Below are 26,288 nucleotides of genomic sequence, written 5' to 3' on the forward strand. Positions count from 1 at the left end.
TCACATTTTTTCTTAGCATATTCTAGTTTAAGTCTAATATGGGTAAAGATACAAATTGAAAGGATTTTTTCGTAATTTAGATGCCTAAATAAATATTAAATTTTGGTAGAAATAGAACGCAAATTCCTCGTTACCAATCGCAATTTCATATCAGAAAGCAGCGAAAACTTTAGGATAGTTCAAGGTTATTTAAATACTAATCCTGAACGAACTGTTAGAGTAAGAATCAAAGATAATAAAGGTTTTTTAACCATAAAAGGCAAAGGAAGCGATTCAGGAATGAGCCGTTTTGAATGGGAAAAAGAAATTGATATTTCTGAAGCCGAAGCCTTATTACCACTTTGCGAAAAAGGCGCAATTGATAAAATTCGCTACGAAGTTCCTATGGGAAAACACACTTATGAAGTTGATGTTTTTTTTGGCGAAAACGAAGGTTTAATTGTTGCCGAAATTGAACTACAATCGGAAAACGAATCTTTTGAAAAACCCAATTGGTTGGGCAAAGAAGTCACTTCCGACGAACGTTATTACAATGCTTATTTGAGTAACAAACCTTTTAAATCTTGGTGAAATGAAAGTACTTTTTGGAATATTTGCACTGGTTTTTTTGTTTGCTTGCGGTTCTAACTCCGTAATTTATCCGGATAAACCCAAAACCAATCACGAGACTTTTAGCTACAAAGAAGGCGACACTACGTATGTGATGCAGAAATATTTTTTGGTAATGCTTAAAAAAGGCCCTAATCGCGAACATTCGAAAGAAGAAGCTACTGAAATTCAGAAAAAACACATGGAACATATCAATTGGTTAGCGAAAACCAATAAAATCAGTATTGCAGGTCCATCTGATAAACATGAAACTATTTCAGGATTTTTACTTTTTAATACCGAAACTTTAAAAGAAGCAGATAGTTTAGCTAATTTGGATCCCGCGGTTAAAGCAGGAAGATTGGTGGTTGAAACAGTACCTTGGTGGGCTTCTAAAGGAAGTAAACTGAAATAAAACTATTCTACGATTTCTAAACTCACACGTAAAGGCGAGCGTCCATTATTATGAGAAATATCTAAAAATGGTCGTTTCGCCAAATCGATTTCTCTATTTTTAGTAAACGGACCCCTGTCGTTAATAGTGACAATAACGCTTTTGTTATTCGCTAAATTAGTGACTTTTACTTTGGTACCGAATTTTAACGTTTTATGCGCTGCCGTGTATTTTTTATTACTAAAAATCTGTCCGCTTGCGGTTTTTCTTCCATTTAATTTGTCGGAATAATGTGTAGCTTCTACGTTTTTTTTATATAACTTGGTTTTAAGATTAGATATAGAATCTACAACTCTAATTGAGTCTGATTTTTTTATCGAATCTAAAACTTTAAGCGAATCTTTATTCTTAACGGTATCATATAAAGAAGCTTTTCTAACGAAACCTGATTTTGTTACACTAGAAAAGCTTACTAATGCAGCAATAAGTAATACAAACGATATTATTAAGATGTTTTTCTTCATAATTATTTAATTTGTTGACTCATTACCAAAGATTATACCAAAGACTAGTTGAACCAATTAGCCCAAGGAAGTCTAGACAAGATTAATACCAAACCTAATGTATAGAAAACGGCAATTTTTTTGAATTTTCCGTTGTTGCTTTCTTCTTTTTTGTGCTTTGACCATCCAATAGTAATTAAAACTAATGCGATAATGTTAATTAAAGGATGTTCTAACGAAGTTAAGCGCATAGCTTTATCACTCATATTCCCCAGTTGTGATAAGCCCATTGGCGAAATAAAATACAAAATCAATCCAATTAATAATTGAATGTGGCAAATAATCAAAGTAAATAAAGACAAACGTAAGTCTTTATCCGTAAATAATTTTTTAGAAGTTAATCCAAAAATGGCATTAATAGAAGCCAATAACAATAAGCCTAAAGCGGCATATGCTATAATAGAGTGAACAGATTGAATAGTTTCGTACATACTTAATTTTTTAATTATGAAACACAAATATAGGAAATTAAAAAACCTCTTACTCAAAAAAATGAATTAAGAGGCATTTCAATCTACTTTATAGAATATTTATTTTAGATAGTTTTTCAACAAAAATGAAGTAGAACTATCGTGGTTTTTTACTTCTTTCGAGTCAATTTCATCTAATATGGAATTCGCCAATTGTTTACCTAATTCCACACCCCATTGGTCATAACTAAAGATGTTCCAAATGATTCCTTGTACGAAAATCTTGTGTTCGTACATAGCTACTAAAGCACCTAATGATTCTGGAGTTAGTTTCTTGATAAGAATGGTGTTGGTTGGTTTATTTCCTGTAAACACTTTAAAAGGCAATAGAAAATCCGCTTTTTCACCTGAAATACCTTGTTTCTCGAATTCAGCTTTTACTTGAGCTTCGGTTTTACCCATTAATAAGGCTTCGGTTTGCGCAAAGAAGTTTGACATTAATTTGTCGTGATGGTCTTTGTTTTTGTAAAGCGATTGTTTGAATCCAATAAAATCTGTTGGAATTAATTTCGTCCCTTGGTGAATCAATTGGAAAAAAGCGTGTTGGGAATTCGTTCCTGGTTCGCCCCAAATAATGGTTCCTGTTTGATAATTTACTGGTTGTCCATCTCTTCCAATACTTTTTCCATTGCTTTCCATAATCCCTTGTTGCAAGTATGGTGCTAACTTCTGTAAATATTGGGTATACGGAATTAAAGCTTCGCTTTCGGCACCAAAAAAGTTGTTGTACCAAATACTTAATAAAGCTAAAATTACTGGAATATTTTTGTCGAAAGATTCGTTTTTGAAATGTTCGTCCATTTCGTTAGCACCTTTCAATAATTTATCAAAATTATCAAATCCAACCGCTAAACTTACAGACAAACCAACAGCGCTCCATAACGAAAAACGACCTCCAACCCAATCCCACATTGGGAAAACATTGTCTGGATTAATTCCGAATTCGGTTACTTTTTGAATATTCGTTGAAACTGCTACGAAATGCTTAGACACATCGTCTTGTGAGGCCGATTGTAAAAACCAACTTCTTATGGTTTCTGCATTGGATAAGGTTTCTTGTGTGGTGAAGGTTTTAGAAACTACTACAAACAAAGTCGTTTCTGGATTTAATTTCTTAATTACTTCGTTAACGTGATCGCCATCTACATTTGAAACAAAATGAACATTTAAATGATTTTTATAGAATTGTAAGGCTTCTACAATCATGGCTGGACCCAAATCAGATCCACCAATTCCTATATTTACGATATCGGTAAATGGTTTTCCTGTGAATCCTTTTTTGTTTCCTGAAATAACTTCGTTAGAGAAGTTTTTGATTTTATTTTTTACCGAATACACTTCTGGCATTACGTTAATGCCATCAACCAAAACATTGGCTGATTCTTTTGCACGAAGCGCCGTATGTAAAACAGCTCTATTTTCGGTTTGATTGATTAAGTCGCCTTGAAAATAACTGGAAATTGCTTGTTTTAATTGAACTTCGTTAGCTAAATTCAGCAACAAATCAATAGTTTCTTGACTAACGATGTTTTTTGAATAATCTACTAAAAAATCATTCCATTGCAAATGAAATTTCTCAGCTCTATTCGTATCAGAAGCAAACAAATCTTTCATAGATGTTGCTTGCATTTTGTTGAAGTGCGATTGTAAGTTTTGCCATGCGGCAGTTTGTGAAGGATTTACTTTTGGTAATGCCATTATTCTTTAAATTTAACTTTAGTTATGCTATCTAATTCACGCTTTAAAGGTTCTATATCCTTTAAATATTGTATTTTTTTTGATTCATTCATTGGCTCAGCATTTGGCAATTTTAATCGCAAAGGATCTACTTGCACCCCATTCTTCCAGAAACGGTAGCAAACGTGAGGTCCTGTTGCTAAACCAGTACTTCCTACTTTTCCAATTATTTGTCCTTGCGAAACACGTTGTCCGTTTCGAACTAAAATTTTGGACATATGTAAATATTGAGTAGCGTATGTAGAGCTGTGACGAACTTTTACGAAATTACCATTTCCGGCGGTGTAGCCTGTTCGTTCAACCACTCCAGAAGCCGTTGATTTAATTGGTGTTCCGTGAGGTGCTGCGTAATCAGTTCCGTTGTGGGCTTTAAAACGCATTTGTACTGGATGAAAACGTCTGCCTGAAAAACGAGAAGATATTCGGAAATAATCTAATGGAGCCTTTAAAAACATGCTTTTTAAACCTTTTCCGTTTTCATCATAATAATCCTCATATTTCTGATCTTCAGATAATTTATATGGAAAAGCAAAGATTTTCTTTCCTTTATGTTCAAAATAAGAAGCTTCTATACTTTCTACACCAACATAAATAGAATCGTCGATGTAGCGCTCGTTTATAGTAACCGCAAACTTATCGCCTTTTTGAATTTTAAAGAAATCGACAGTATAAGCATAAATATTGGCTAATTTATTGGCTAAACCAACACTAACTCCTGCATTACTTAAGGTTTCGGATAACGAACCTTCAATCTCAGCAGCTACAACTCTTCTTTTTATTGTTGTTGGTTTTTCTTTATTTGAAACTACAATAGAATCTCTAAAATCAATAACTGTGTATTTAATTCTGTCTTCTATGTAAACCAAAGCTTGTAGTGTATTTGGTTTTTTCTTGTCTAAAAATAAGATATATGGTTTTCCAGCTTTTATTCTTCTTACATTGAAGGAATCTTTTACTTTTTGAGTAACATCATAGATTCTTAAACTATCTTTTAATGGATATTTTTCTAATATTTTTCCAAAAGTATCGCCCGAACGAATAGTATCTTTAACAACTTTATAGTCATTAAAAGTAAATCCGTACTCTTTTATAATTGGTTCTTTTTTTACAACCGCTTTTTTTACTTTTTCTGTTTCTTCTTTCGAATTACAAGCGGTAAAAAAAGTGACAAATAAAATGGCTAATACTAAATATCTCAATGTTTTTTGTTTTGTGCGCTACGGCAGTTATTCTCCCCAATTATCTAATTCTTCTTTCGTCCATAATTCAGGGAAGAATATTCTTTTTTGGTATTTTGGTAACATGTATTTTTTCCAATCGCTTCCACCTGTAGCTTCGTGATTTCCTGGAACACTCTCGATGTATTTTTTAGCGGCGTTAAAGTGACCCATAACCCAAGTAATATTTACCGTTTTGTCGTAATGACGCATCGCAGCAACTAATTCAGGATTTTGTTGGTCGGCTTTTGGTAATTGTTTGAATTTTCTCCACAAGTTAATCGTGTTGTATTCTTCCATCCAATCTAAGAATATCTTTTTGTATTTTCTTTCAAATTCTAAAATTAGATATGATTTTTCACCTGTGTGATAATCTTTTCCAGCAGCTTGCCAATATAAATGTTCAAAAGCGTGTTCGTAAGGTGTATTTCTGTCAATAGTTGCTCTAAAGCGGTTATCAATTAAGTTAATTAAATCGGTTGAACTGAACTCGATTAATCGATATTGAGCCGATTGAAACCCGCTTGCTGGTGTTAATGTATTTCTGAATTTTAGATATTGTTCAGGCTCCATTCCGTCTTTCATGATATCGAAAGAAGTTGTAAGCATATCAAAATAACGGCTAATTCTTCCTAGTTTATCTGTAAAATAATCGGTTGTAGGTTTTTCGTTATGACACAATTGGTTCATTTCCCAAAGAATCATTTTAAACAACAATTCATTTACTTGATGATACATTACAAAAACCATTTCGTCTGGCAAAGTGGTGCGTTGTGTTTGAAGACTCAAAAGCGCATCGGTTTGGATATAATCCCAATAGGTAATTGGTTTAGCCCAAAGCAAACCTTCTAAATGGGTAGAAGTATTTTGATTGATGGCTTCAAATTTATCATGAAGTTGATCTAATTGTTCTTGAATTTTGGGAGTAACTTCCATTATTTTTCTACTTTAACTTTGAATGAGTGTTTTAAACCTTTGAATGCTTCTAAATCGGCTTTTATTGAACCCACTGCCAAACTTGCCTTTAAACGAACTGGTATTTTATTGTCATCATCTGAAATCCAAACGGTTAGACTTTCTTCTTCTTTAAAAACTCTTCCTGCTTGCACATAAGGTCTAAATATCATGCAAGAAACTTTCCCAAATTTAGTTTTTATATCTTCTCTACCAACAAATTTTAACTTAAACTTTGTGGTTTCGTTATCAAAAAACATATCAATTGCTATTGATTCTCCTACTTTAAGTTTATCAATCTTAGGATGATTTCTTAAATAATAGAAGGAAGAGACAATATCTTGCACATCTTCAGGAATAGTAAATGATTTTTCTGTTTTCTTTTTAAAATCTTTTACTAATACTATATTTTTATCTTGATTAAAATAGCCTTCTTGATTTTTTGTATACCCGCCTTCATTAATTCTTCGCACAAATTGGTATGGTTTCCCTGTTTCTTTATCAAAATAACTTTCATAATTATCATCAACTTCAAAGAAAAATTTAGCCATACCAACAGTCCAACCTTTACCCACGACATGGTGAACTTTTTTATTATTTTTTACGGCTTCTTTAATTTCTAAAGTAGCATAACCTGCATTAACCATTCCGTAATGTATTCTAAGTTTGAACCATTCACCAGTTGTGTATGTATTTTCTTGAACTACAAATGAATTTGTAGCAACAAAAAGAATAAGAAGTAAGATAATTTTTTTCATAGTTTATTCATTTTTGAAATGAAAACGCAATTTCCGTTCCAAAAATACTAAAACAAAAAAACCCAGTCAAAAATATGACTGAGTTTTTATGCTATTAACCAACCAAAAAACTATAAATTATGAAAATTTATTACAAATCAAGGCAAACTACCTCCTTGTTTTGCGAGTGCAAAGGTATGTGTGTTTTTAAACTATTATTGGTTAAATTTTAACTTTAACATATTTCTATCAAAAACAACACCTAAATAGCACTTACTTTTGATGATTTTGCAATAATTTTATGTTTTTATAATGTACCTCGCAATTCTTGTTCGCGCTCAATTGACTCAAAAAGGGCTTTAAAGTTACCAGCACCGAATCCTCTAGCACCCATTCTTTGAATAATTTCAAAGAAAAGCGTTGGACGATCTTCTACTGGCTTAGTAAAAATTTGCAATAAATATCCTTCTTCATCAGCATCAATCATGATACCTAATTTTTGAAGTTCGTTGATATCTTCTTTAAATTTAGACATGTGATCTTTTAATCTTTCTGGAATTGCATCATAATATGCTTGTGGTGGCGTGCTTAAAAACTCGATACCCCTTGCGCGCATTTGAGCTACCGTTGTTAAGATATCATCCGTTGCAACTGCAATGTGCTGCACACCTTCGCCCTCATAGAAATCTAAATATTCTTCAATTTGCGAACGTTTCTTACCATTTGCAGGTTCATTGATTGGGAATTTAATTCTTCCGTTACCATTAGACATTACTTTAGACATTAAAGCTGAATATTCTGTAGTAATTTGTTTGTCGTCAAATGAAAGGAAATTAACAAATCCCATAACATCTTCGAACCATTTTACAGCTTCATTCATTCGGTTCCATCCAGTATTTCCTACCATATGGTCGATAAATTTTAATCCAACTGGTTCTGGATTATAATCCGATTTCCATTCACTATATCCTGGTAAAAAGATTCCATTATAATTTTTACGTTCTACAAAAATGAAAACAGTTTCTCCATATGCACCATAGATACCTGCACGAACTACTTCTCCATTTTCGTCTTTTTCAACGACTGGCTCAAAATATGATTTTGCACCACGTTTAGTTGTTTCTTCATAAGAATGACGTGCATCTTCTACCCAAAGTGCAATAACTTTAACACCATCTCCGTGTTTTTTTACGTGTTCGCCAATTAAAGAATCACTATTTAAAGCGGTTGTTAATACCAGACGGATTTTATCTTGCTTTAACACATAAGACGCTCTGTCTTTAACTCCAGTTTCTAATCCTGCATATGCTAATGATTGAAATCCGAAAGCTGTTTTGTAAAAATGAGCCGCTTGTTTTGCGTTACCTACATAAAACTCAACATAATCTGTTCCCATTAAAGGTAAGAAGTCTTGTGCTCCTTCAAATATTTTTTCTAATCCGTATTCTACTGATTTTATTTCTTGTGACATGATTCAAATATTTTTAAAAATGGTAATTCATTACCAATAAGTTGTATTAAATTTTTATTCTTCTAACCAAGATTGATAATACGTATCATCTGCAATACCCATAGCTTCTTCTGTAACCATTAAAGGTTTAAAAGTGTCTACCATTACGGCTAATTCTAACGTTTCTTTTTTACCAATACTTCTTTCTGCTGCTCCTGGGTGCGGTCCGTGAGGAATTCCGGCAGGATGTAAAGAAATATTTCCTGGTTTTACATCGTTTCTACTCATAAAATCACCATCTACATAATATAAAACCTCATCAGCATCAATATTACTATGATTGTAAGGTGCTGGAATAGACAATGGGTGATAATCGTATAACCTTGGTACAAATGAACAAATTACAAATGCATTTGTTTCAAAAGTTTGATGTACTGGTGGTGGTAAATGAATTCTTCCTGTAATTGGTTCGAAATCATGAATTGAAAATGCATACGGATAATTAAATCCGTCGTATCCAATTACATCAAACGGATGCGAAGCGTATACCAATTCGAAAATTTCGTCTTTTTTCTTTACTTTAATCACGAAATCACCCTTTTCATTATATGTTTCTAATTCTTCTGGACGACGAATATCTCTTTCGCAAAATGGCGAATGTTCTAATAATTGTCCAAACCAGTTTCTATATTGTTTTGGTGTATATACTGGCGAATGCGATTCTACAATAAATAAGCGATTGTCTTCGGTGTCGAAATCTATTTTATAAATCATTCCTCTTGGAACCACTAAGTAATCACCATATTTGAAATCTAAATTTCCTAACATAGTTCTTAATTTTCCAGTTCCTTTATGGATGAAAATTACTTCGTCTGAATCGGTATTTTTATAAAAATAATCGGTTGTAGATTTTCTTGGTGCTGCCAAAACGATGTGACAATCTGAATTTGTTAAAACAATTTTTCTGCTTTCTAGAAAATCGTCTTGAGGCTCAATTTCAAAACCTCTTAATTTATAAGATTGGATGTTATTTGTTTTTGCGATTTTTGGTGCAACACTATATTGTTTTCTTATTTCTTTAACCTGAGTCGGTCTTTGTTCGTGATATGAATTGGTTGACATTCCGTCAAATCCAACGGTTCCAAACAACTGTTCATAATACAAATCGCCGTTTGGTTTGCGGAATTGCGTATGACGTTTACGTGGAATTTCTCCTAATTTGTGATATATTGGCATTATAATATGTTTTTATTAGACAATTAAGTAAATATGTCGAAGTACCAATTATAACTGAAGTTTGAAAAGTATTGGCACGCTAAAAAACTCACTCAGGATTTCTCTTGATGAGGAATTTCAAATACGCTAATAAGCCAGCCCAATTTTTCATCAATACAAATATCGTAATTTTTTTTTAAAACCAAAAACCTACTGAAAACCAAGTATGATGATCTTTAGTTTCGGGCGACCATGAATGTTTAATCTCAACAGGACCTATTATTGTTTCCATTCCATAACCAAAAGAATAACCCGTATAACTTGGCTTTGACAACCATCCGGAAGTGTTTTCAAAAATATTATTTCCTATGTTAGAAAAATTTCCAGAGAAATTTAAATGATGTTTCTTGAAAATTTCATAATCTGCTGTTAATAAAAACTTTACATAACTATTTCCTGCTAAACTCAAAAAATCATATCCAAAAAAGGGTTTTATATTATTTATTTGTTGAAACCCATAACCCCCTAAAATAAAATCGAAATATGAAACACTTCTTTCTCCAAATGCAAAACCTCCTTCTGTTTGAAATTTAAAGGTCATGTTTTTAAAAAGAGGTTGGGCGAAACCAAAATCAGCTTTTGCGATTGAAAAGGGTTCAAAATTGGATTCACTATTTGACGAATATGCATAATATCGAATTTCAGAATTAAAATTCCATCCATTATCAGGGAAATATTTTTTATTGTATGAATCATATTTCATGAATCCAAAACCAGATAAATAATTGTTGTTTTCAAAAACATTATCGGTGTTTTCTAACGTTTCAGATTCTAGTTTTAGTATTTTAAATTCCAAACCACCTCCTATTGAAAATTTTTGAGCAAAAATGGTTTGTAAATAAGCTTGATTACTGAAATCAAAAAAATCGACATTAATTGCATTTGCTGTAGCTATAAAAACAACATCTTCAGCTATATTATTTGTGATATTTCTGTTAAAAGTTGTTAACTTAGAATTAAATCCAAAGCTCCAATAAAACCCGTTATCTATATAATAATCAAAATTATATCTAATGTTATCTCCTAAAACTAAATCTAAAGAAGCAACATCATTTTTGGCCAAAAGTCGTTTCTTTGTATAGTTAAGTAGAATACCACTTTTAAACAAATCATCATAATGTAAACCAAACTTTAAAAAGGTATTATTTTCATTTTCTTTTAATTGTAGGATTAATTTTTTTCCATCTTGCATTTTTTCAAAAGAATAACTTATGGCACTAAAATTTTGAGTTGCATTTAAATTTAATATCCCTTTTTGTAATTGTATTTGTGAAACTTTTGTGTTTTTTTTAAACTTCAGTTTTCCAATTATATAAGCTCGAGTATAATTTTCTAATTTATTAAAACTAATGTCTTTAATAAAAATCGAATCTTTAATTAAAATTTTTGTGTTGTTTGATTGCTTAGAATTTCCATATAATGCTAATTCAGATACAAATTCTAGTGCCTTATCCTTTCCTTTTTCTATAATTTCTTTGCCTTTATCGAATGCTATAACCGTATAACCTTTGATATCAGGCTTAATATAAATGTTAGTTATTTTCTGCTTCCCTTCCATCTTCTCAATCATAGAAAAATTATTAATCTGAGCTAAAACCGATGTAACTCCTTTTAACTCTTCTCTTGTTTTTAGTCCATCTTGAACATCAACACCAATTATAATATCAATTCCTCTTGCTTTTAATTCTTCGACAGGATAATTATCTACCACGCCACCGTCTATCAATAATCTTCCGTTCATTTCAACCGGACTGTACAACGTTGGTAACGCTCCACTGGCAATCATGTTTTGAGCTAAAATTCCTGAATCTAAAACCACTTTTTCACCCGTTTCAGCATCAGTTGCAATACATAAAAACGGTATTGGTAACTCATCAAAATCCCTTATATGACTAACTTGTTGTGTTAAAGAAGAAATTAAGTTGAAATTATAAAGTCCTTTTGATAAACCAGATGGTAAGCCTAATTTAAATTTATTAAACGGTAGCGTTAAAGCGTAAATCTCATCATTTCGTTTTTCATAAAACGATTTTGATTCCCGAGGTGTGTAATCCTGAAGTAAGGCATCTACGTCTATTCTAGAAAAAATAGAATCCAATTGCTCTGCATTATACCCAGATGCATACAATCCGCCCACAACAGCGCCCATACTTGTACCTGCTATATAATCGATTTTTATTCCTAATGAATCGATTACTTTAAGCACACCAATATGCGCCAATCCTTTTGCACCACCACCACTAAGTACTAGTCCTACTTTTGGTCTTGGATTTTCTTGTCCTAAGCTGATTTGGGTTAAAAATAGTAGGCTTACAAACAAGAAGATTTTTTTCATGTGAATTATTTATTATTCTTGTAAAAGTCTGAAATTTTTTTGGCTTTTGAAACACCAACCACTTCAGAAATTGCTTTTTCGTCGGCATTTTGTAATCTTTTAACACTTTTGAAATGTTTCATTAAAGTAATCATGGTTTTTTCACCAATTCCTGGAATACTTTCCAAACTATTGGTTAAAGCCGATTTACTTCGCTTGTCGCGATGATGCGTAATGCCAAATCGGTGTGCTTCGTTTCGTAAATACTGTATTACTTTCAAGGTTTCCGATTTTTTATCCAAATATAACGGAGCTGAATCTCCAGGATAAAACAATTCTTCCAAACGTTTTGCAATTCCAATAATGGCAATTTTTCCTCGTAAACCTAAATCATCGATGCTTTTTAATGCTGATGATAATTGCCCTTTTCCACCATCAATAATAATCAATTGTGGCAACGATTGATTTTCATCTAACATTCGTTTGTATCTTCGGTATACCACTTCTTCCATCGAAGCGAAATCATTTGGCCCTTCAACCGTTTTGATATTGAAATGACGGTAATCTTTCTTACTTGGTTTTCCGTCTTTAAACACCACACAAGCCGCAACTGGATTTGTTCCTTGAATGTTCGAGTTATCAAAACATTCAATATGTCTTGGTTCAACCGATAAACGCAAATCTTTTTGCATTTGTGCCATGATGCGATTCGTGTGACGTTCTGGATCAACGATTTGAATTTGTTTTAATTGATCTAATCTGTAATATTTGGCGTTGCGTTCTGATAATTCTAAAATTTGCTTTTTATCGCCTAATTGGGGAACAGTGATTTTTAGTCCCGACACTTCGGGATCACCCAAATCAATCGCGAATGGAACCACAATTTCTCTGGAATTCAAGTGAAAACGCTCGCGCAATTCTACCACGGCTAATTCTAACAATTCTTCGTTGGTTTCGTCTAATTTTTTCTTTAATTCCAATGTATGCGAACGAACGATGGCTCCATGCGAAATCTGTAAAAAGTTGACATACGCCATTGTTTCATCGGAAATAATCGAAAACACATCTAAATTGGTGATTTTCGGATTTAAAACCGTTGAACGCGATTGGTAATTTTCTAAAACCTCGATTTTTTCTTTGATTTTTTGCGCTTCTTCAAACTTCATTTCCATTGCCAAATCGGTCATTAATTTCTTGAAATCTTTTAAACTTTCTTTGAAATTTCCCTTTAAAATTTGACGGATTTTTTCAATCTGACTTTGATAATGCTCCAAAGATTCATAACCTTCACAAGGTCCTTTGCAATTGCCAATATGATATTCCAAACACACTTTAAATTTCCCCGAATCGATGTTCGCTTTCGATAAATCGTAAGTACAAGTTCGAAGAGGATATAATTCTTTAATCAAATCCAAAATCGTATGAACGGTTTTAAAACTCGTATAAGGTCCAAAATATTCCGAACCATCTTTAATCATTTTTCGAGTAGAAAATATTCTTGGAAAACGTTCGTTTTTGATGCAAATCCAAGGATAGGTTTTATCATCGCGAAGCAAGACATTATAGCGTGGCTGTAACTTTTTAATCAGATTGTTTTCCAACAATAACGCATCGGTTTCCGTAGGAACAACAATGTGTTTTATCGCAACAATTTTCTTAACTAAAACCGAAGTTTTATAATTGTCGTGATTCTTTGTAAAATACGATTGAACGCGCTTTTTTAGATTTTTTGCTTTTCCAACATATAGAATTTTTCCTTCCTTATCATAATATTGATACACACCCGGATTATCGGGCAAGGTTTGGATTTGAAGTTCTAATGGTGTTTGCATTATTTTGAAAGATGATAAAACAAAGATAAGAGATTTGTTTTTGAATTCTTGAAGTTTTTAACCACAAAGGCACGAAGAATACACTAATTACACAACGATTTTTTGAATTTCTAAAATTTTATCAATCTGTGTTCCAATAAAAAATTGATTTTTGAATTTGTTATTGTCCTTGTTCTTGAACTTTTCGTATTTTTAACACCTTAGAATCAACCAAATGACAGCCTCAAAACCACTTGTAATCCTTAAAGAAACCATTTTAGCTGGTGAAAGCAAAACCATTAACATGGAAATTGCCAAGTTGCACACCATGAACAAATTGAAGATTCCAATAATTGTGGAGCGTTCAAAAATTGATGGTCCAACAGTTTTATTCACCGCTTGTTTGCATGGCGACGAAATCAACGGAACCGAAATTGTGCGTCAGTTAATCATTCAAAAAATCAATAAACCAAAACGTGGAACTATTATTTGCATTCCGATTATCAATATTTTTGGATTTGTAAATCAAACTAGAGAATTTCCAGATGGTCGCGATTTGAATCGGGTTTTTCCTGGTAGTAAAACAGGTTCTTTGGCAAGTCGTTTTGCGTATTATATTTTAAAAGACATAATTCCGCATGTGGATTATGCAATTGATTTTCATGCGGGTGGTGCGAGTCGATTTAATGCACCGCAAATTAGAATAGTACCTGAAAATCCAGAATTAAAAGAACTTTCCGATGTTTTCAATGCGCCTTTTACCTTGTATTCGAAGAATATTTCGGGTTCGTTTCGAAATTCTTGTGATAAATTAGGCGTTAAAATGTTACTTTTTGAAGGCGGAAAATCGTTGGATATCAATGAAGAAGTTACTAAAGATGCAATAGAAGGCACCAAGCACTTTTTGGATCATTTAGACATGTTAAATCCTAAGAAAAAAGCACTAATAAAAACCAAAAAACCAATATACATCGAAAAATCCAATTGGGTAAGAGCCAAATATTCAGGTATGTTTCATGGAATGGTAACCATTGGCAGTTTCATTAAAAAAGGGGAATTAATTGCTACTATTTCAGATCCATACGGAAAAGTCGAACACAAAATGAAAGCCCCTCATGATGGTTATGTTATCAATGTAAACGAAGCACCGATTGTGTATCAAGGTGATGCTATTTTTCATGTTTCAACGCATTTAGAATCGGAAAGCTAACAATTATCATGTTTTTATTAGTTTTTCAACTGTAAATTCGCCAAAACTTTAAGGTATGAATTTCTGGAAAAAACTATCACAAGAAGAAAGAAAAGCCCGAATTGAAAAGGCTTTACACGATAATGTTAACTTCTCAAAAGACGCTTCTTTAGGCTATCCAGCTTCTAAATTAGATAGTCGCGTTTTTTATGATGATGCGCCATTTTTGAAAGATGCACCTACGCTTCAAACCTATGTTGCCAATCCAAATAACATTGGATGTCACACTTTTGGCACTTCTGAAAAAGCGTTTTATGGTACACAAGAAATTGAGCGCGAAGTTTTAAATGTGATTGCAGTTGATATTTTCAAAGCAAAAGAAAACGAATTTGATGGCTACATCGCTCCTGGTGGAACCGAAGCGAATATTCAAGCGATTTGGGTTTTTAGAAATGAATTCTTGCACAATTTTGATGCGAAATTAGACGAAATTGCCATTTTAGCATCGGAAGACACACATTATTCAATTCCAAAAGCTTCTAATTTATTGCAAATTGATTGGTTGAAAATTCCGGTTGGTTTTGAAAGCCGTGAAATTGATGAAGAAGCTTTAGATACGATTCTTTCAGATGCTAAAAATAAAGGTAAAAAATACTTTATTGCTGTGTCTAATATGGGAACTACTATGTTTGGTTCAGTCGATAATCCAGATGTTTACACTTCTGCATTAGAAAAACATCAAGTAACGTATCGTTTGCATATTGATGGCGCTTATGGCGGATTTGTGTATCCGTTTAGTAATCAAAATTCAAACATAAACTTTAGTAATCCAAAAATTAGTTCCATTACAATTGATGCACACAAAATGTTGCAAGCTCCTTATGGAACCGGAATTTTTGTTTGCCGAAAAGGATTAATCGAAAACGTATTAACCAAAGAAGCCGAATATGTAGAAGGAATGGATTTAACCCTTTGCGGAAGTCGTTCAGGGGCAAATGCCGTTGGTGTTTGGATGATATTATTTACTTATGGTGCTTTTGGCTGGTTTGAAAAAGTAAGTATTTTGCAAATGCGTACTCAATTTTTATGTCACGAATTAGACCTATTGAATATCCAATATTTCCGCGAACCTTTTATGAATATTGTAACCATTCATTCGGAATCCATTCCAGAAAAAATTGCTGAAAAGTATGATTTGGTGCCGCAACAACACAATGAACACAACAGATGGTACAAAATTGTGTTAATGGATCACGTAGAAGTAGAACATTTGACTAAGTTTATAGATGAATTGAAAGTAGTTAAACAAACTAATTAATTTTTATTATAGCGTATAAGTAAATCGAAAAGTAATAAAACGTGGTTGAATAAACGTTTCCGAAGAGAAAACAGAAACAGCATTAGCGCTATTTCGTACCTGAGAATCTATATTTAAAATATTACTTGCTCTTAACTCATATTCCCATTTTGCGTCTTTATCTTTTCTGTAAGAAACAGATGCATCCCAATTTTGGAAAGATTGTGATTCATTACTTCCATCATTTTGATTCGTATAGCTGTAATTGCTTTTTAAGGTTATTTTTTTTAAAATATAAGCATCAAATGAAACAGAAGGAGCGTTAGTTATAAACTTTGTATTTCGGCTACCTTGATTGTTTTCCGTTACACTATAGCGATATCTAATATTTATATTAGGCGCTGTTTTAAAGTTTGTTCTAATGCCTGGTGTATAAGTTTGAGTATAACCTTCATTTACAGATTGTTGCCCTTGTATAAATTGATTAATTTTACTATAATTAAAATTTCCATTTAAACTGGCTACTACTTTGCCAAAGGTTCTTTGTATTTGTCCTACTACATTAACATTTTCATCGGCAAAATTAGAATTAAAAAAAGTGCTGGTTCGTATTACATTTTCAAAATTAGTTAGACCTCTAATTTGATCAATATTATTAGAATACGCTGCTCTTGCAAATACATTTGTATAATTAAATAAGTTAAAACTGCTATAAAGTAAACTTACGTTATGTGATAAAGCATTTTGAAGGTTAGAATCTCCAAACTGTATATTATTAAAGTTATTAAGCACCAAACCTTCTGCTAAGCGAGTTACATCTGTAAATTGATTTTGTATGTTGTAACGAAAGGTTAACGTTTCGCTTTTTTTAAATTGGATTCGGGTTTCGAAATCGGGTAATATTCTAAAAAAATTGTCTTCAAAAGTTTTACCAAATTGCGTGTTTTTATTTCCGTAAGAATGAGCTGATAAACCCGGAGTTACAGTAAATTTTCCACTTTTAAAACGATAACGAAAACTTAAATATACATCTCTAAAAAAATATTCGGTATCGTTTGTGGCTCTTCCATCATTAAAAGTTGGTATTGGTTCTAAAGTGTTGCCATTATCTAAAAACTGGAAAATACTAGAACTAAAATTTTGATGACTTAAAATAGTTCCTGCCGTTATATTAACATTGCTCTTTTGATTAATGATGTGATAGTAATCTAATTTTGCGTCTAGTTGATTGGACTTGATGCGTTTGTTTTGATTTAAATCGTAATTATTTAATGAAGTGTCTAAGTTTAATGCGGCCGCTGTAGTATCGAAAGCATCAAAACCAAAAGGATTATTAATTAATATGGCATTATAAAAAGGATTTTCGTTTTTAAATAAATGCTGGGCTTCAAAAGCAAAAATATTATCTTCATCTAGAGTATAATAATAATTTAGATTCTGATTGATACTGTATGGCGTTACTTCGTCTAATTGTTTTGTGTTTCCAATTACAGATGAGAAAACATTTTGGTTTTGCCTATCATTAGAAATACGAGCCAAAACATCATATTCCATTTGGTTAATTGTGTTAGGTTTATACGATGCACTTAACTTTATTAATCCTTGATTAGAACGCTCGTTACTAGTTTGCTCTGTAGCCTCATCCGGAATACCTAGTTCGGGATTAGTATATTGTACAAAGCTGGTTTCTTTAGATAGAATTCGGCTATCATTCAAAATAATAAAACCACTTAAGTCTAAAGCTTTAGATACTGCATAGCTAAAGTTACCTGTAGCTAGCTTATTTTCAATTTCTAGTGCATTAGCTTGACTAGTTAAAAAATTAAGACCGTTGTCGCCTAAATTAATACTTGTTCCACTGTTATTACTAGGTGCTCTGAAACCACCTCCAAAACCTCTAATATCACGTTGGGTTAGTGCTAATTCTCCTGTATTATTAATATCGCCAATAAAGTTAATGCTATAATTAGGGCTGTAATAAAATAATTTAGGTTGAAATACATATAAACCTTTGTCTGGCGAGGCTCCTGCACTTGCTGTAACATCACCAAACCAAAAGTTTTCTTTTCCTTCTTTTAACTTAATATTAATTGCAACGTTATCTTGGTTATTTCTTACGCTACTTAACTGTCCAACTTCGGAGTAATTTCTTAGTACTTGAATTTTATCAACCGCGTTAGAGGGTATATTTTTTGTTCCTAATTTGGTATCTCCATCAAAAAAATCTTTTCCATTTACCATTAATTTGTTAACCACTTTTCCTTCAACTTCAATTTGGCCATTTTCATTAATCTCAACACCTGGTAAATTTTTTAATACATCCCCAAGTTTTCTTTCAGTTCCTGTATTATATGCATCTGCCTTGTAAGTAAGTGTGTCGCCTTTAATAGAAATTGGCATTTCATAAATAATTTCCACTTCATCTAAAACATTATCAGGAGATAAAGTATAATTTTTTTGAATATTAATTTCTTTTGTAATTAAAATTTCTTCAAATGTTTTCATACCAATGTAACTTACTTGAATGATGTAAGTGCCATTTTTTCCTAATTCTAATTTATAATTACCTTTCTGATCTGCTATCGCATAAGACTCTAGCCCTTTTGTTACTTGGTTTAAAGCAACAATGTTTGAGAGTTCTAAAGGGTTATTAAGACTGTCTCGAACAACACCTTCTAACTTAATTTGCCCATTAGAAAAATTAGCAAGTAATAGTAACAATAAAGAAATAATTTTTTTCATGTTCTTTAATAACTGTTATAAATTAAAAAAATTAATTTCTTCTACCTCTGTTATTTCTCATTTCAAGCATTTTTTCTTGAATGGTTTTTTTGTATTCCGATTTAGTAATTTCTTTACCTTTATCTGGTGCAATAATCGTTATTTTTTCTTTCGGATTTAAAATAATTTTAGAGCATAACATAGTTGTATTTCCAGCACTAACTTCTAAAATAAGTCCTGGCAAACCCCAATACTCAGCCGGTCCATTGCTAACCGGAATTTGCAAAGTATACCACGCTTCTACGTTAGTCATTTTTACTTCAGCCGCTTTTTCTTTTTGTTCAGATTCACTTAAATCGCTCCAAGAAAAGTCGTACCAAGCCAATTCATTTGTAGGAATAGAAGCAGTAGCTTTAAAACACAAATATTGTCCTATTTTTTTTGTCTCTTTACCAGTAACCCAGCTTATAGGTTGTAATTTATCTTTAACTAAAAAACGTTTGCCATAAAACTCCTGATTTTGCACTAAAATATTTTCTTTTACATTTTTATATTGTTCTCCACGAGAAAAATTACTTCCCCAAGAATCTGTTGCACCAGAAATTGCATCTACTTTATCCTCTTCTTTGAAAACAGATTCTTCTTTATTAAAACTCAAAATATAGGTTTTTTCTAATCTGTTTTTAAGGCGTTCTTGCGCTTCTTTTTTCTGAGCTTCACTCATTCTAGCGCCCCAAGATCCAAGATCCATAGTAGATTTTGAAAAATAATAAGCTTTCCCTTGAAATTCTTGTACAGATGGTGTAAACGACAAAAAAATAATACAGAAGAAAGAAATACATTTAAATAAGATAGATTTCATAAATAAGAAATTAATAATTTGTTTAACAAATGTATAAAAATATTAAACAAAATGTGTTTTTGTTAAAAATATTAACATTTAATTATATAACTAAACTAAAATCAACATGAAATGTTTCCTAATTTAAGATAATGAAAATTTAACGGAATTAACTATTTTTATAAACAAATTGAAAGCGTCTGTAAATGGATAAAAAATCGTTAAGGCAAAAGGCAAAAGCTGAAAGGCAAAAGTTAACTCAAGAGGAAATCGAAGACAAAAGTTTAGCGATTGCGAACCAATTGTTGCCTATGGACACCGTGCCTAGCGGCAGGCTGGTTTGGGACAAATTGTATTATCATTTGTTTTTAACGATTGAAGAACAAAAAGAAATCAATACCGAATATATACTGCAAATTTTAGCGGGAAAAGATAAAGAAATCGTTATTTCGAAGTGCGACTTTGCCACTTTAGGAATGACGCATTTTTTATTGACTGATAATACCAAAATCAAAAAAAACAGTTACAACGTTCCAGAACCTGTTGATGGTTTAGAAGTTCCTGATGCAAAAATTGATGTGGTTTTTGTGCCACTTTTAGCTTACGACAAGCAAGGAAATCGTGTGGGTTACGGAAAGGGTTTCTATGATAACTTTTTGAGTAAATGTAAGCCTGAAACGATTAAAATTGGGTTATCCTTCTTTCCTCCTGAAGAAAAAATTGAAGATGTTTCTGAAACTGATGTGAAATTGGATTTTTGTGTGACGCCTGATGGAATTTTTGAATTTTAAATCAAAGAAAATGAATTTCAATTTTAAAATATTTTTCAGAATTTCAGCGACGTTTTTTTTGGTAGTTACTCTCTTCTATTTTGTATTACCGAAACTTGAATTTTGCAAACCTGAATTTAATAGAGCATTTGGAACTTTTATTAATATTTTTTGTATCCTTTTTTCTATTCTACTCTTTTTAAAAATCAGAACAATCAAAAACAAATGGATGACTATTATTTGTGGTGTTTTGAATTTTATTTTTCTGCTAGGAATGCTACTTAACTTTTATATTTACTCAAACAAAATTGATCCTCAAACTCAATTCTTTGACATTGCTATTATTTACAGAAATAAAAGTCAAAATAATGACAAAATTATTTCTCAATATTATGTGAATTGGAAAACAAATAAACCTATCCCAACAAACAATAGAGTTTATGATTTTGGACCATTTCGATACTTTATCGAATATGATATCGACACTTTAGGAATCGATAAAAAAGATTGGGTAAAAGTAAATTAGACTACAACTCAGCCGAATCTTCCTCTTTATCCGTATGAGCAAAAGCTCTTTTGTTGAAGACGATTAAAATCCCAACACCAGTAGAAATTGCAACATCGGCAACGTTAAAAATGGCGTTGAAGAAAGTGAAGTGTTTGCCGCCCCAAATTGGCAACCAAGAAGGTAAGTTTCCTTCCCACATTGGAAAATAGAACATATCTACCACTTCTCCGTGAAACCAAGTACCGTAAGGTTGGTCAGCAAAAGCAGTTGCTACTTGATGATAACTATCGTTAAAAATTACACCGTAAAAAACAGAATCAATAATATTACCTAAAGCGCCTGTAAAAATCAAAGCAATGGCTACGATTAAATAATTAGAAGCTTTCTTTTTTACCGAATCCCACAACCACCAAGCAATTCCACCTACGGCTACGATTCGGAATAAGGTTAAGATTAATTTCCCATGTTCGCCAGGAATTTCAGCACCCCAAGCCATGCCTTCATTCTCTATAAAATGAATTTGAAACCATTCTAAACCCATTACTTTTATGGATTCTCCAATAAAAAAATGCGTCTTGATATAGATTTTCGAAATCTGATCAATTAATAAAATAGCAAGGATTAATAAATAGGCTTTCTTTAACGACATGTTCAATTTTTTTGCAAAAATAGTGTTTTTATTAAATAAAAAACGCTCCAAACGGAGCGTTAGTATAATTTTGTAAAAAGATTAACGTTGCAAGTTTTTTGCTTCGATACTCATAGTTGCATGAGGAACGATTTTTAAACGCTCTTTACTTATTAATTTGCCGGTAACTTTACACAAACCATAGGTTTTGTTTTCGATACGAATTAAGGCATTTTTTAAATCTCTAATGAATTTTTCTTGACGAATAGCTAGTTGTGAATTGGCTTCTTTACTCATTGTTTCACTGCCTTCTTCAAATGCTTTAAACGTTGGCGATGTATCGTCTGTTCCGTTATTTAAGTCATTCATGTAAGCACTCTTAATAAGCTCTAAATCACCTTTAGCTTTTTCTAATTTAGCTTGAATTAACGCTTTGAATTCAGCCAAATCAGCGTCTGAATATCTAATTTGCTCATCTACCATAATTTCAATTTTTTTTATAGTTATACGTCGATTAAAAACCTTTCGGTTCTTATTTTGAAATTAATATACTTGTTTTTATATCATCAAACTCAATTTCCGTACCATTTTGCAGGTTTTCTACAAAAATTAACGATTCGGTTAGGGTTTCTGACTTAATATACGATTCATTAGCTAAAACGGCTTCCTCAACTTGCGGATTTTTTTCCATTTTAACGGTAATCTTGTCAGTTACTTCAAAACCAGAGTCTTTTCTGATATTTTGGATTCTGTTAATCAATTCTCTCGCAATCCCTTCTTTTCTTAATTCATCGGAAATCGTAATGTCTAACGCTACCGTAATTCCATTTGAATTAGCAACTAACAAGCCTGGTATATCTTGCGAAGAAATCTCAACATCTTCTAATGATAAAGTTATACTTTTTCCTGAAATATCCATAACCAGCTCACCATCACGCTCTAATTTAGCTATTTCTTCTTGTCCAAAACCTTGTATCTCTTTGGAAATCAAACCCATATCCTTACCAAAACGCGGTCCCAATGTCTTAAAATTAGGCTTAATTTGCTTCACTAAAACACCTGAAGCATCGTCTAATAATTCAATTTCTTTTACGTTTACCTCAGCCATAATTAAGTCAGAAACTGCCTCAATTTCAGCACGCTGATTCTCGTCAAGTACTGGAATCATTACCTTTTGCAACGGTTGACGCACTTTAATCATTTCCTTCTTACGAAGTGATAAAACTAATGAAGAGACTGTTTGTGCTTTCAACATTTTGCTCTCTAACGACTTATCAACAAAGTTTTCAACTGAAACTGGAAATTTCGCCAAATGTACACTTTCAAATGACTCAGAACCTGTAGCTTGTGTTAAATCTCTGTAAAGTTTGTCCATAAAGAACGGTGCAATTGGAGCAGAAAGCTTCGCAACCGTTACCAAACAAGTATATAGTGTTTGATAAGCTGCGATTTTATCTTGCGCATAATCGCCTTTCCAGAATCTTCTTCTACACAAACGAACGTACCAGTTACTTAGGTTTTCCTGAACGAAATCAGAAATAGCTCTTGCTGCTTTTGTTGGTTCATAATCCGCATAAGCTTCATCCACCACTTGAATTAAAGTATGTAATTCGGATAAAATCCAACGGTCGATTTCTGGTCTTTCTTCTAATGGAACTTCCGCTTCAGCATAAGTAAATCCATCAATATTAGCATATAACGAGAAGAACGAATACGTATTATATAGTGTTCCGAAGAATTTTCTTCTAACCTCAGCAACGCCTTCGATATCAAATTTTAAGTTATCCCAAGGATTTGCATTCGAAATCATGTACCAACGTGTAGCATCTGGACCATATTCTGCCAAAGTAGTAAATGGATCCACCGCATTTCCTAAACGTTTCGACATTTTTTGTCCGTTTTTGTCTAAAACCAAACCGTTTGAAACTACGTTTTTATAAGCGATTTTATCGAAAACTAATGTTCCGATAGCGTGTAATGTATAGAACCAACCACGTGTTTGGTCAACACCTTCCGCAATAAAATCAGCTGGAAAAGCTTTATTTTCGTCGATTAATTCTTTATTTTCAAATGGATAATGCCATTGTGCATAAGGCATCGCACCTGAATCAAACCAAACGTCAATTAAATCCGTTTCACGTTTCATTGGTTTTCCTGATGGAGAAACTAAAACAATTCCGTCGACTACATTTTTGTGTAAATCCACTAAATCGTAGTTGGCTTCGCTCATGTCGCCAATTTTGAATCCTTTGTATGGATTTTCTGCTTGGAAACCAGCCGCGATTGATTTCTCGATTTCGTTGTACAATTCTTCAACAGAACCAACCAACATTTCTTCGGTTCCATCTTCACTTCTCCAAATTGGTAATGGAATTCCCCAATATCTTGAACGAGACAAGTTCCAATCATTCGCATTTTTTAACCAATTTCCAAAACGACCTTCTCCTGTAGCTTTTGGTTTCCAGTTGATGGTTTCGTTTAAATCGAACATTCTATCTTTGATTTCGGTTACTTTGATGAACCAAGAATCTAATGGATAGTATAAAATTGGTTTGTCTGTTCTCCAACAATGTGGATAACTGTGAACGTATTTTTCAACCTTAAAGGCTTTGTTTTCTTCTTTTAATTGAATTGCGATTTCTACGTCAGCAGAGCGTTCTGGCGCTTCACCATCGTTGTAATATTCGTTTTTAACGTATTTCCCAGAATAATCGCCTAAACCTTGGATGAATCTTCCTTGTAAATCTACCAATGGCACCGGATTTTCGTTTTCGTCTAAGACTAACATTGGCGGAACTTCTGGAGTTGCTTCTTTCGCCACTTTAGCATCGTCTGCTCCAAATGTTGGTGCAGTGTGAACAATTCCAGTTCCATCTTCTGTTGTTACGAAATCTCCTGAAATTACTCTAAACGCATTTTCTGGATTTTGGTACGGTAACGCTAATGGTAATAATTGTTCGTAACGAATTCCTACTAAATCAGCTCCTTTTGCTTCCGCTAAAATTTGATATGGAATCTTTTTATCGTCCGATTTATAATTTGCAAAATCTGATTCTGATTCAGCAACAAAATACTTTCCACCGAATTGTTTTCCGACTAAATTCTTAGCTAAAACAACATTTACTGGTTCAAAAGTATATTGATTGAACGTTTTAACTAAAACATAATCGATTTTTGGACCAACTGTCAATGCTGTGTTTGATGGCAACGTCCAAGGTGTAGTCGTCCAAGCTAAGAAATGAACTGTTCCAAAACCTTGTAAAAAGCTTGGTAATGTTTCGTCTTTTGCTTTGAATTGTGCTACAATCGTAGTATCGGTAACATCACGGTATGAACCTGGTTGGTTAACTTCGTGCGATGATAAACCAGTTCCTGCTTTTGGAGAATACGGCTGAATGGTGTAGCCTTTGTATAGTAAATCTTTGTTGTAAATTTGTTTTAGCAACCACCAAACGGTTTCCATGTATTTGGATTTGTACGTCACATACGGATCTTCCATATCTACCCAATAGCCCATTTTTTCAGTCAAATCGTTCCATACGTCGGTATAACGCATAACGGTTTTTTTACACGCTTCGTTGTATTCGGTAACTGAAATGGTTTTTCCGATATCTTCTTTAGTGATACCTAATTCTTTTTCGGTACCTAATTCTACAGGTAAACCGTGCGTATCCCAACCCGCTTTACGTTTAACTTGGTAGCCTTTTTGAGTTTTATAACGACAAAAAATATCTTTAATCGCACGCGCCATTACGTGGTGAATTCCAGGCAAACCATTTGCAGATGGTGGTCCTTCAAAAAACACGTAAGGTGTAGCTCCTTCGCGAGAAGTTACCGATTGTTCAAAGACGTTATTTTTCTTCCAAAAATCAAGAACTTCTGATGCTACTGTTGGCAAGTCAAGTCCTTTGTATTCAGTAAATTTTGTGCTCATTTTGTCGCTTTCTTAAATCAATTTGCGAAAGTAATAAATAGTTATGAGTTTTGAGTAATGAGTTTGGAGTTTTTCCCTCTTTTTTAAAGAAATTTAACCACAAAGTAAAAACCACAAAGAGCAAGATGCTTTGAATACTTTGCGAAAACACATTGCGTGCTTTGCGTTAAAAATTAAGAAAAAACTACTTTTAAAACTTCTAATGATTTTGGCTTTTTAAAGCCATCTAAATGTAACGTGTAGAAATCTAAGAGGATTTTCAGCAAAATTTGGCGTTCAATTCCGGCAAATACTTTTTGGTCGGCATCAAATTTTAAATCCAATAGTTTTTTAAACAAATGCGTTTCGTGTTCGGTTAACGAATTTACACTTTGGAAAGGCGTAAAATAACCTTCTTTAGTATCAAAAAAAGGAAAATCTATTTCGGTTACATCGGGGTAAAAACCTAAGTATTTTGTAGCTTCCATCATTAAAATGAGGTGAAAATTTGCCATTTCATCATGCGTATCTAACCAAAGCAAAGCGGTTTCTAAAAAAGAAAATAAGTTTTGATTTTTTTCTTCTTCTTTGATGGCGTGATGCAAAATTTCGGAAAGAAAAATTACAATCGTACTTTTAACAATGTCGGTATTTATGGTATAATAACTGTGCGCTAATCGGATTTCTTTAAAATGTTCGAGTGTGCCTTTGTTTTTGTGATTGGCTTCGATTTCAATAATCGTTAACGGTTGAAAATAAGCGATTTTTTGATTGGCTTTTTTGTTAGAATAGGCGCTTTGTACAAAATAACTTTTTAAACCGTTAGATTCGGTGAAGCATTTCACAATCAAGCTTTTTTCTTGAAACTTTAATGAAGAAAGAACGATGGCTTTAGTTTTGACTAACATTGG

At 32.7% G+C, this 26,288-nt stretch carries 22 protein-coding genes; 6 read left to right on the top strand and 16 right to left on the bottom strand.

Annotated elements, in window-relative coordinates; all coding sequences use genetic code 11:
* Window positions 1-102: 102 nt before the first annotated feature.
* Window positions 103-570 carry a CYTH domain-containing protein gene (locus GFJ94_RS02120; protein ID WP_153199927.1) on the top strand — a complete coding sequence of 156 codons (468 nt, stop codon included), beginning with the start codon at window positions 103-105 and terminating at the stop codon, window positions 568-570.
* Window position 571: 1 nt separating this feature from the next.
* A complete protein-coding gene (locus GFJ94_RS02125; protein WP_153199929.1) occupies window positions 572-1,003 on the top strand; it encodes a YciI family protein in 432 nt (143 codons plus the stop codon).
* Window positions 1,004-1,005: 2 nt separating this feature from the next.
* On the opposite strand, the gene GFJ94_RS02130 is transcribed toward GFJ94_RS02125, so the two are convergent.
* From GFJ94_RS02130 to uvrC, 10 genes are all read right to left on the bottom strand, one after another.
* Window positions 1,006-1,506 (bottom strand): septal ring lytic transglycosylase RlpA family protein, encoded by a 501-nt coding sequence (locus tag GFJ94_RS02130; RefSeq protein ID WP_153199931.1) that lies wholly within the window; start codon window positions 1,504-1,506, stop codon window positions 1,006-1,008.
* A gap of 44 nt (window positions 1,507-1,550) precedes the next feature.
* Window positions 1,551-1,976 carry a hypothetical protein gene (locus tag GFJ94_RS02135; protein ID WP_153199933.1) on the bottom strand — a complete coding sequence of 142 codons (426 nt, stop codon included), beginning with the start codon at window positions 1,974-1,976 and terminating at the stop codon, window positions 1,551-1,553.
* Window positions 1,977-2,075: 99 nt separating this feature from the next.
* Window positions 2,076-3,713 (bottom strand): glucose-6-phosphate isomerase, encoded by a 1,638-nt coding sequence (pgi, locus tag GFJ94_RS02140; protein WP_153199935.1) that lies wholly within the window; start codon window positions 3,711-3,713, stop codon window positions 2,076-2,078.
* Window positions 3,713-4,951: a peptidoglycan DD-metalloendopeptidase family protein gene (locus GFJ94_RS02145; RefSeq protein ID WP_153199937.1), complete on the bottom strand. Its 1,239-nt coding sequence runs from the start codon at window positions 4,949-4,951 to the stop codon at window positions 3,713-3,715. Before GFJ94_RS02145 ends, pgi begins: the two co-directional genes overlap by 1 nt.
* Before the next feature lie 27 nt (window positions 4,952-4,978).
* Window positions 4,979-5,905 (bottom strand): tryptophan 2,3-dioxygenase family protein, encoded by a 927-nt coding sequence (locus GFJ94_RS02150; protein WP_153199939.1) that lies wholly within the window; start codon window positions 5,903-5,905, stop codon window positions 4,979-4,981.
* On the bottom strand, window positions 5,905-6,681 hold the full coding sequence (locus GFJ94_RS02155) for a DUF3108 domain-containing protein (RefSeq protein ID WP_153199941.1): 777 nt from the start codon (window positions 6,679-6,681) through the stop codon (window positions 5,905-5,907). The genes GFJ94_RS02150 and GFJ94_RS02155 overlap by 1 nt, the downstream gene beginning before the upstream one ends.
* A 286-nt stretch (window positions 6,682-6,967) precedes the next feature.
* Window positions 6,968-8,131 carry a 4-hydroxyphenylpyruvate dioxygenase gene (hppD, locus tag GFJ94_RS02160; RefSeq protein ID WP_153199943.1) on the bottom strand — a complete coding sequence of 388 codons (1,164 nt, stop codon included), beginning with the start codon at window positions 8,129-8,131 and terminating at the stop codon, window positions 6,968-6,970.
* A gap of 54 nt (window positions 8,132-8,185) precedes the next feature.
* Window positions 8,186-9,346 (bottom strand): homogentisate 1,2-dioxygenase, encoded by a 1,161-nt coding sequence (locus GFJ94_RS02165; RefSeq protein ID WP_153199945.1) that lies wholly within the window; start codon window positions 9,344-9,346, stop codon window positions 8,186-8,188.
* Window positions 9,347-9,521: 175 nt separating this feature from the next.
* Window positions 9,522-11,720, bottom strand: a complete 2,199-nt coding sequence (locus GFJ94_RS02170) for a patatin-like phospholipase family protein (protein WP_153199946.1) — start codon at window positions 11,718-11,720, stop codon at window positions 9,522-9,524.
* 5 nt (window positions 11,721-11,725) lie between these two features.
* A complete protein-coding gene (gene uvrC / locus GFJ94_RS02175; RefSeq protein WP_153199948.1) occupies window positions 11,726-13,531 on the bottom strand; it encodes an excinuclease ABC subunit UvrC in 1,806 nt (601 codons plus the stop codon).
* A gap of 214 nt (window positions 13,532-13,745) precedes the next feature.
* Here uvrC and GFJ94_RS02180 point away from each other — a divergent pair, with 214 nt between their 5' ends.
* Together GFJ94_RS02180 and GFJ94_RS02185 are read left to right on the top strand one after the other, a co-directional pair.
* Entirely contained in the window at window positions 13,746-14,720 is a 975-nt protein-coding gene (locus GFJ94_RS02180) for a succinylglutamate desuccinylase/aspartoacylase family protein (protein WP_153199950.1), read from the top strand.
* A 55-nt stretch (window positions 14,721-14,775) separates the two neighbouring features.
* On the top strand, window positions 14,776-16,017 hold the full coding sequence (locus tag GFJ94_RS02185) for a pyridoxal-dependent decarboxylase (protein ID WP_153199953.1): 1,242 nt from the start codon (window positions 14,776-14,778) through the stop codon (window positions 16,015-16,017).
* Between the two features lie 6 nt (window positions 16,018-16,023).
* Here the strand turns inward: GFJ94_RS02185 and GFJ94_RS02190 are convergent, their stop codons facing one another.
* Both GFJ94_RS02190 and GFJ94_RS02195 read right to left on the bottom strand, forming a co-directional pair.
* On the bottom strand, window positions 16,024-18,738 hold the full coding sequence (locus GFJ94_RS02190) for a carboxypeptidase-like regulatory domain-containing protein (RefSeq protein ID WP_153199955.1): 2,715 nt from the start codon (window positions 18,736-18,738) through the stop codon (window positions 16,024-16,026).
* A gap of 31 nt (window positions 18,739-18,769) precedes the next feature.
* Complete coding sequence (locus GFJ94_RS02195) at window positions 18,770-19,579, bottom strand: GLPGLI family protein (RefSeq protein ID WP_153199957.1); 810 nt, start codon at window positions 19,577-19,579, stop codon at window positions 18,770-18,772.
* 185 nt (window positions 19,580-19,764) lie between these two features.
* Between GFJ94_RS02195 and GFJ94_RS02200 the strand changes: the two genes are divergently transcribed.
* A complete protein-coding gene (locus GFJ94_RS02200) occupies window positions 19,765-20,349 on the top strand; it encodes a 5-formyltetrahydrofolate cyclo-ligase (protein ID WP_153199959.1) in 585 nt (194 codons plus the stop codon).
* Window positions 20,350-20,557: 208 nt separating this feature from the next.
* Window positions 20,558-20,854: a hypothetical protein gene (locus GFJ94_RS02205; RefSeq protein ID WP_153199961.1), complete on the top strand. Its 297-nt coding sequence runs from the start codon at window positions 20,558-20,560 to the stop codon at window positions 20,852-20,854.
* 1 nt (window position 20,855) lies between these two features.
* Here the strand turns inward: GFJ94_RS02205 and GFJ94_RS02210 are convergent, their stop codons facing one another.
* The 4 genes from GFJ94_RS02210 to recO form a co-directional block, all read right to left on the bottom strand.
* Window positions 20,856-21,485 carry a lipoprotein signal peptidase gene (locus GFJ94_RS02210; RefSeq protein WP_153199962.1) on the bottom strand — a complete coding sequence of 210 codons (630 nt, stop codon included), beginning with the start codon at window positions 21,483-21,485 and terminating at the stop codon, window positions 20,856-20,858.
* Window positions 21,486-21,566: 81 nt separating this feature from the next.
* Window positions 21,567-21,947, bottom strand: a complete 381-nt coding sequence (locus GFJ94_RS02215; protein ID WP_153199963.1) for a TraR/DksA C4-type zinc finger protein — start codon at window positions 21,945-21,947, stop codon at window positions 21,567-21,569.
* Between the two features lie 49 nt (window positions 21,948-21,996).
* Complete coding sequence (gene ileS / locus GFJ94_RS02220) at window positions 21,997-25,398, bottom strand: isoleucine--tRNA ligase (RefSeq protein ID WP_153199964.1); 3,402 nt, start codon at window positions 25,396-25,398, stop codon at window positions 21,997-21,999.
* 173 nt (window positions 25,399-25,571) lie between these two features.
* Window positions 25,572-26,285: a DNA repair protein RecO gene (gene recO / locus GFJ94_RS02225; protein WP_153199965.1), complete on the bottom strand. Its 714-nt coding sequence runs from the start codon at window positions 26,283-26,285 to the stop codon at window positions 25,572-25,574.
* Window positions 26,286-26,288 lie beyond the last annotated feature (3 nt).

This window comes from Flavobacterium sp. LMO8 (assembly GCF_009495755.1).
Lineage (GTDB): Bacteria > Bacteroidota > Bacteroidia > Flavobacteriales > Flavobacteriaceae > Flavobacterium.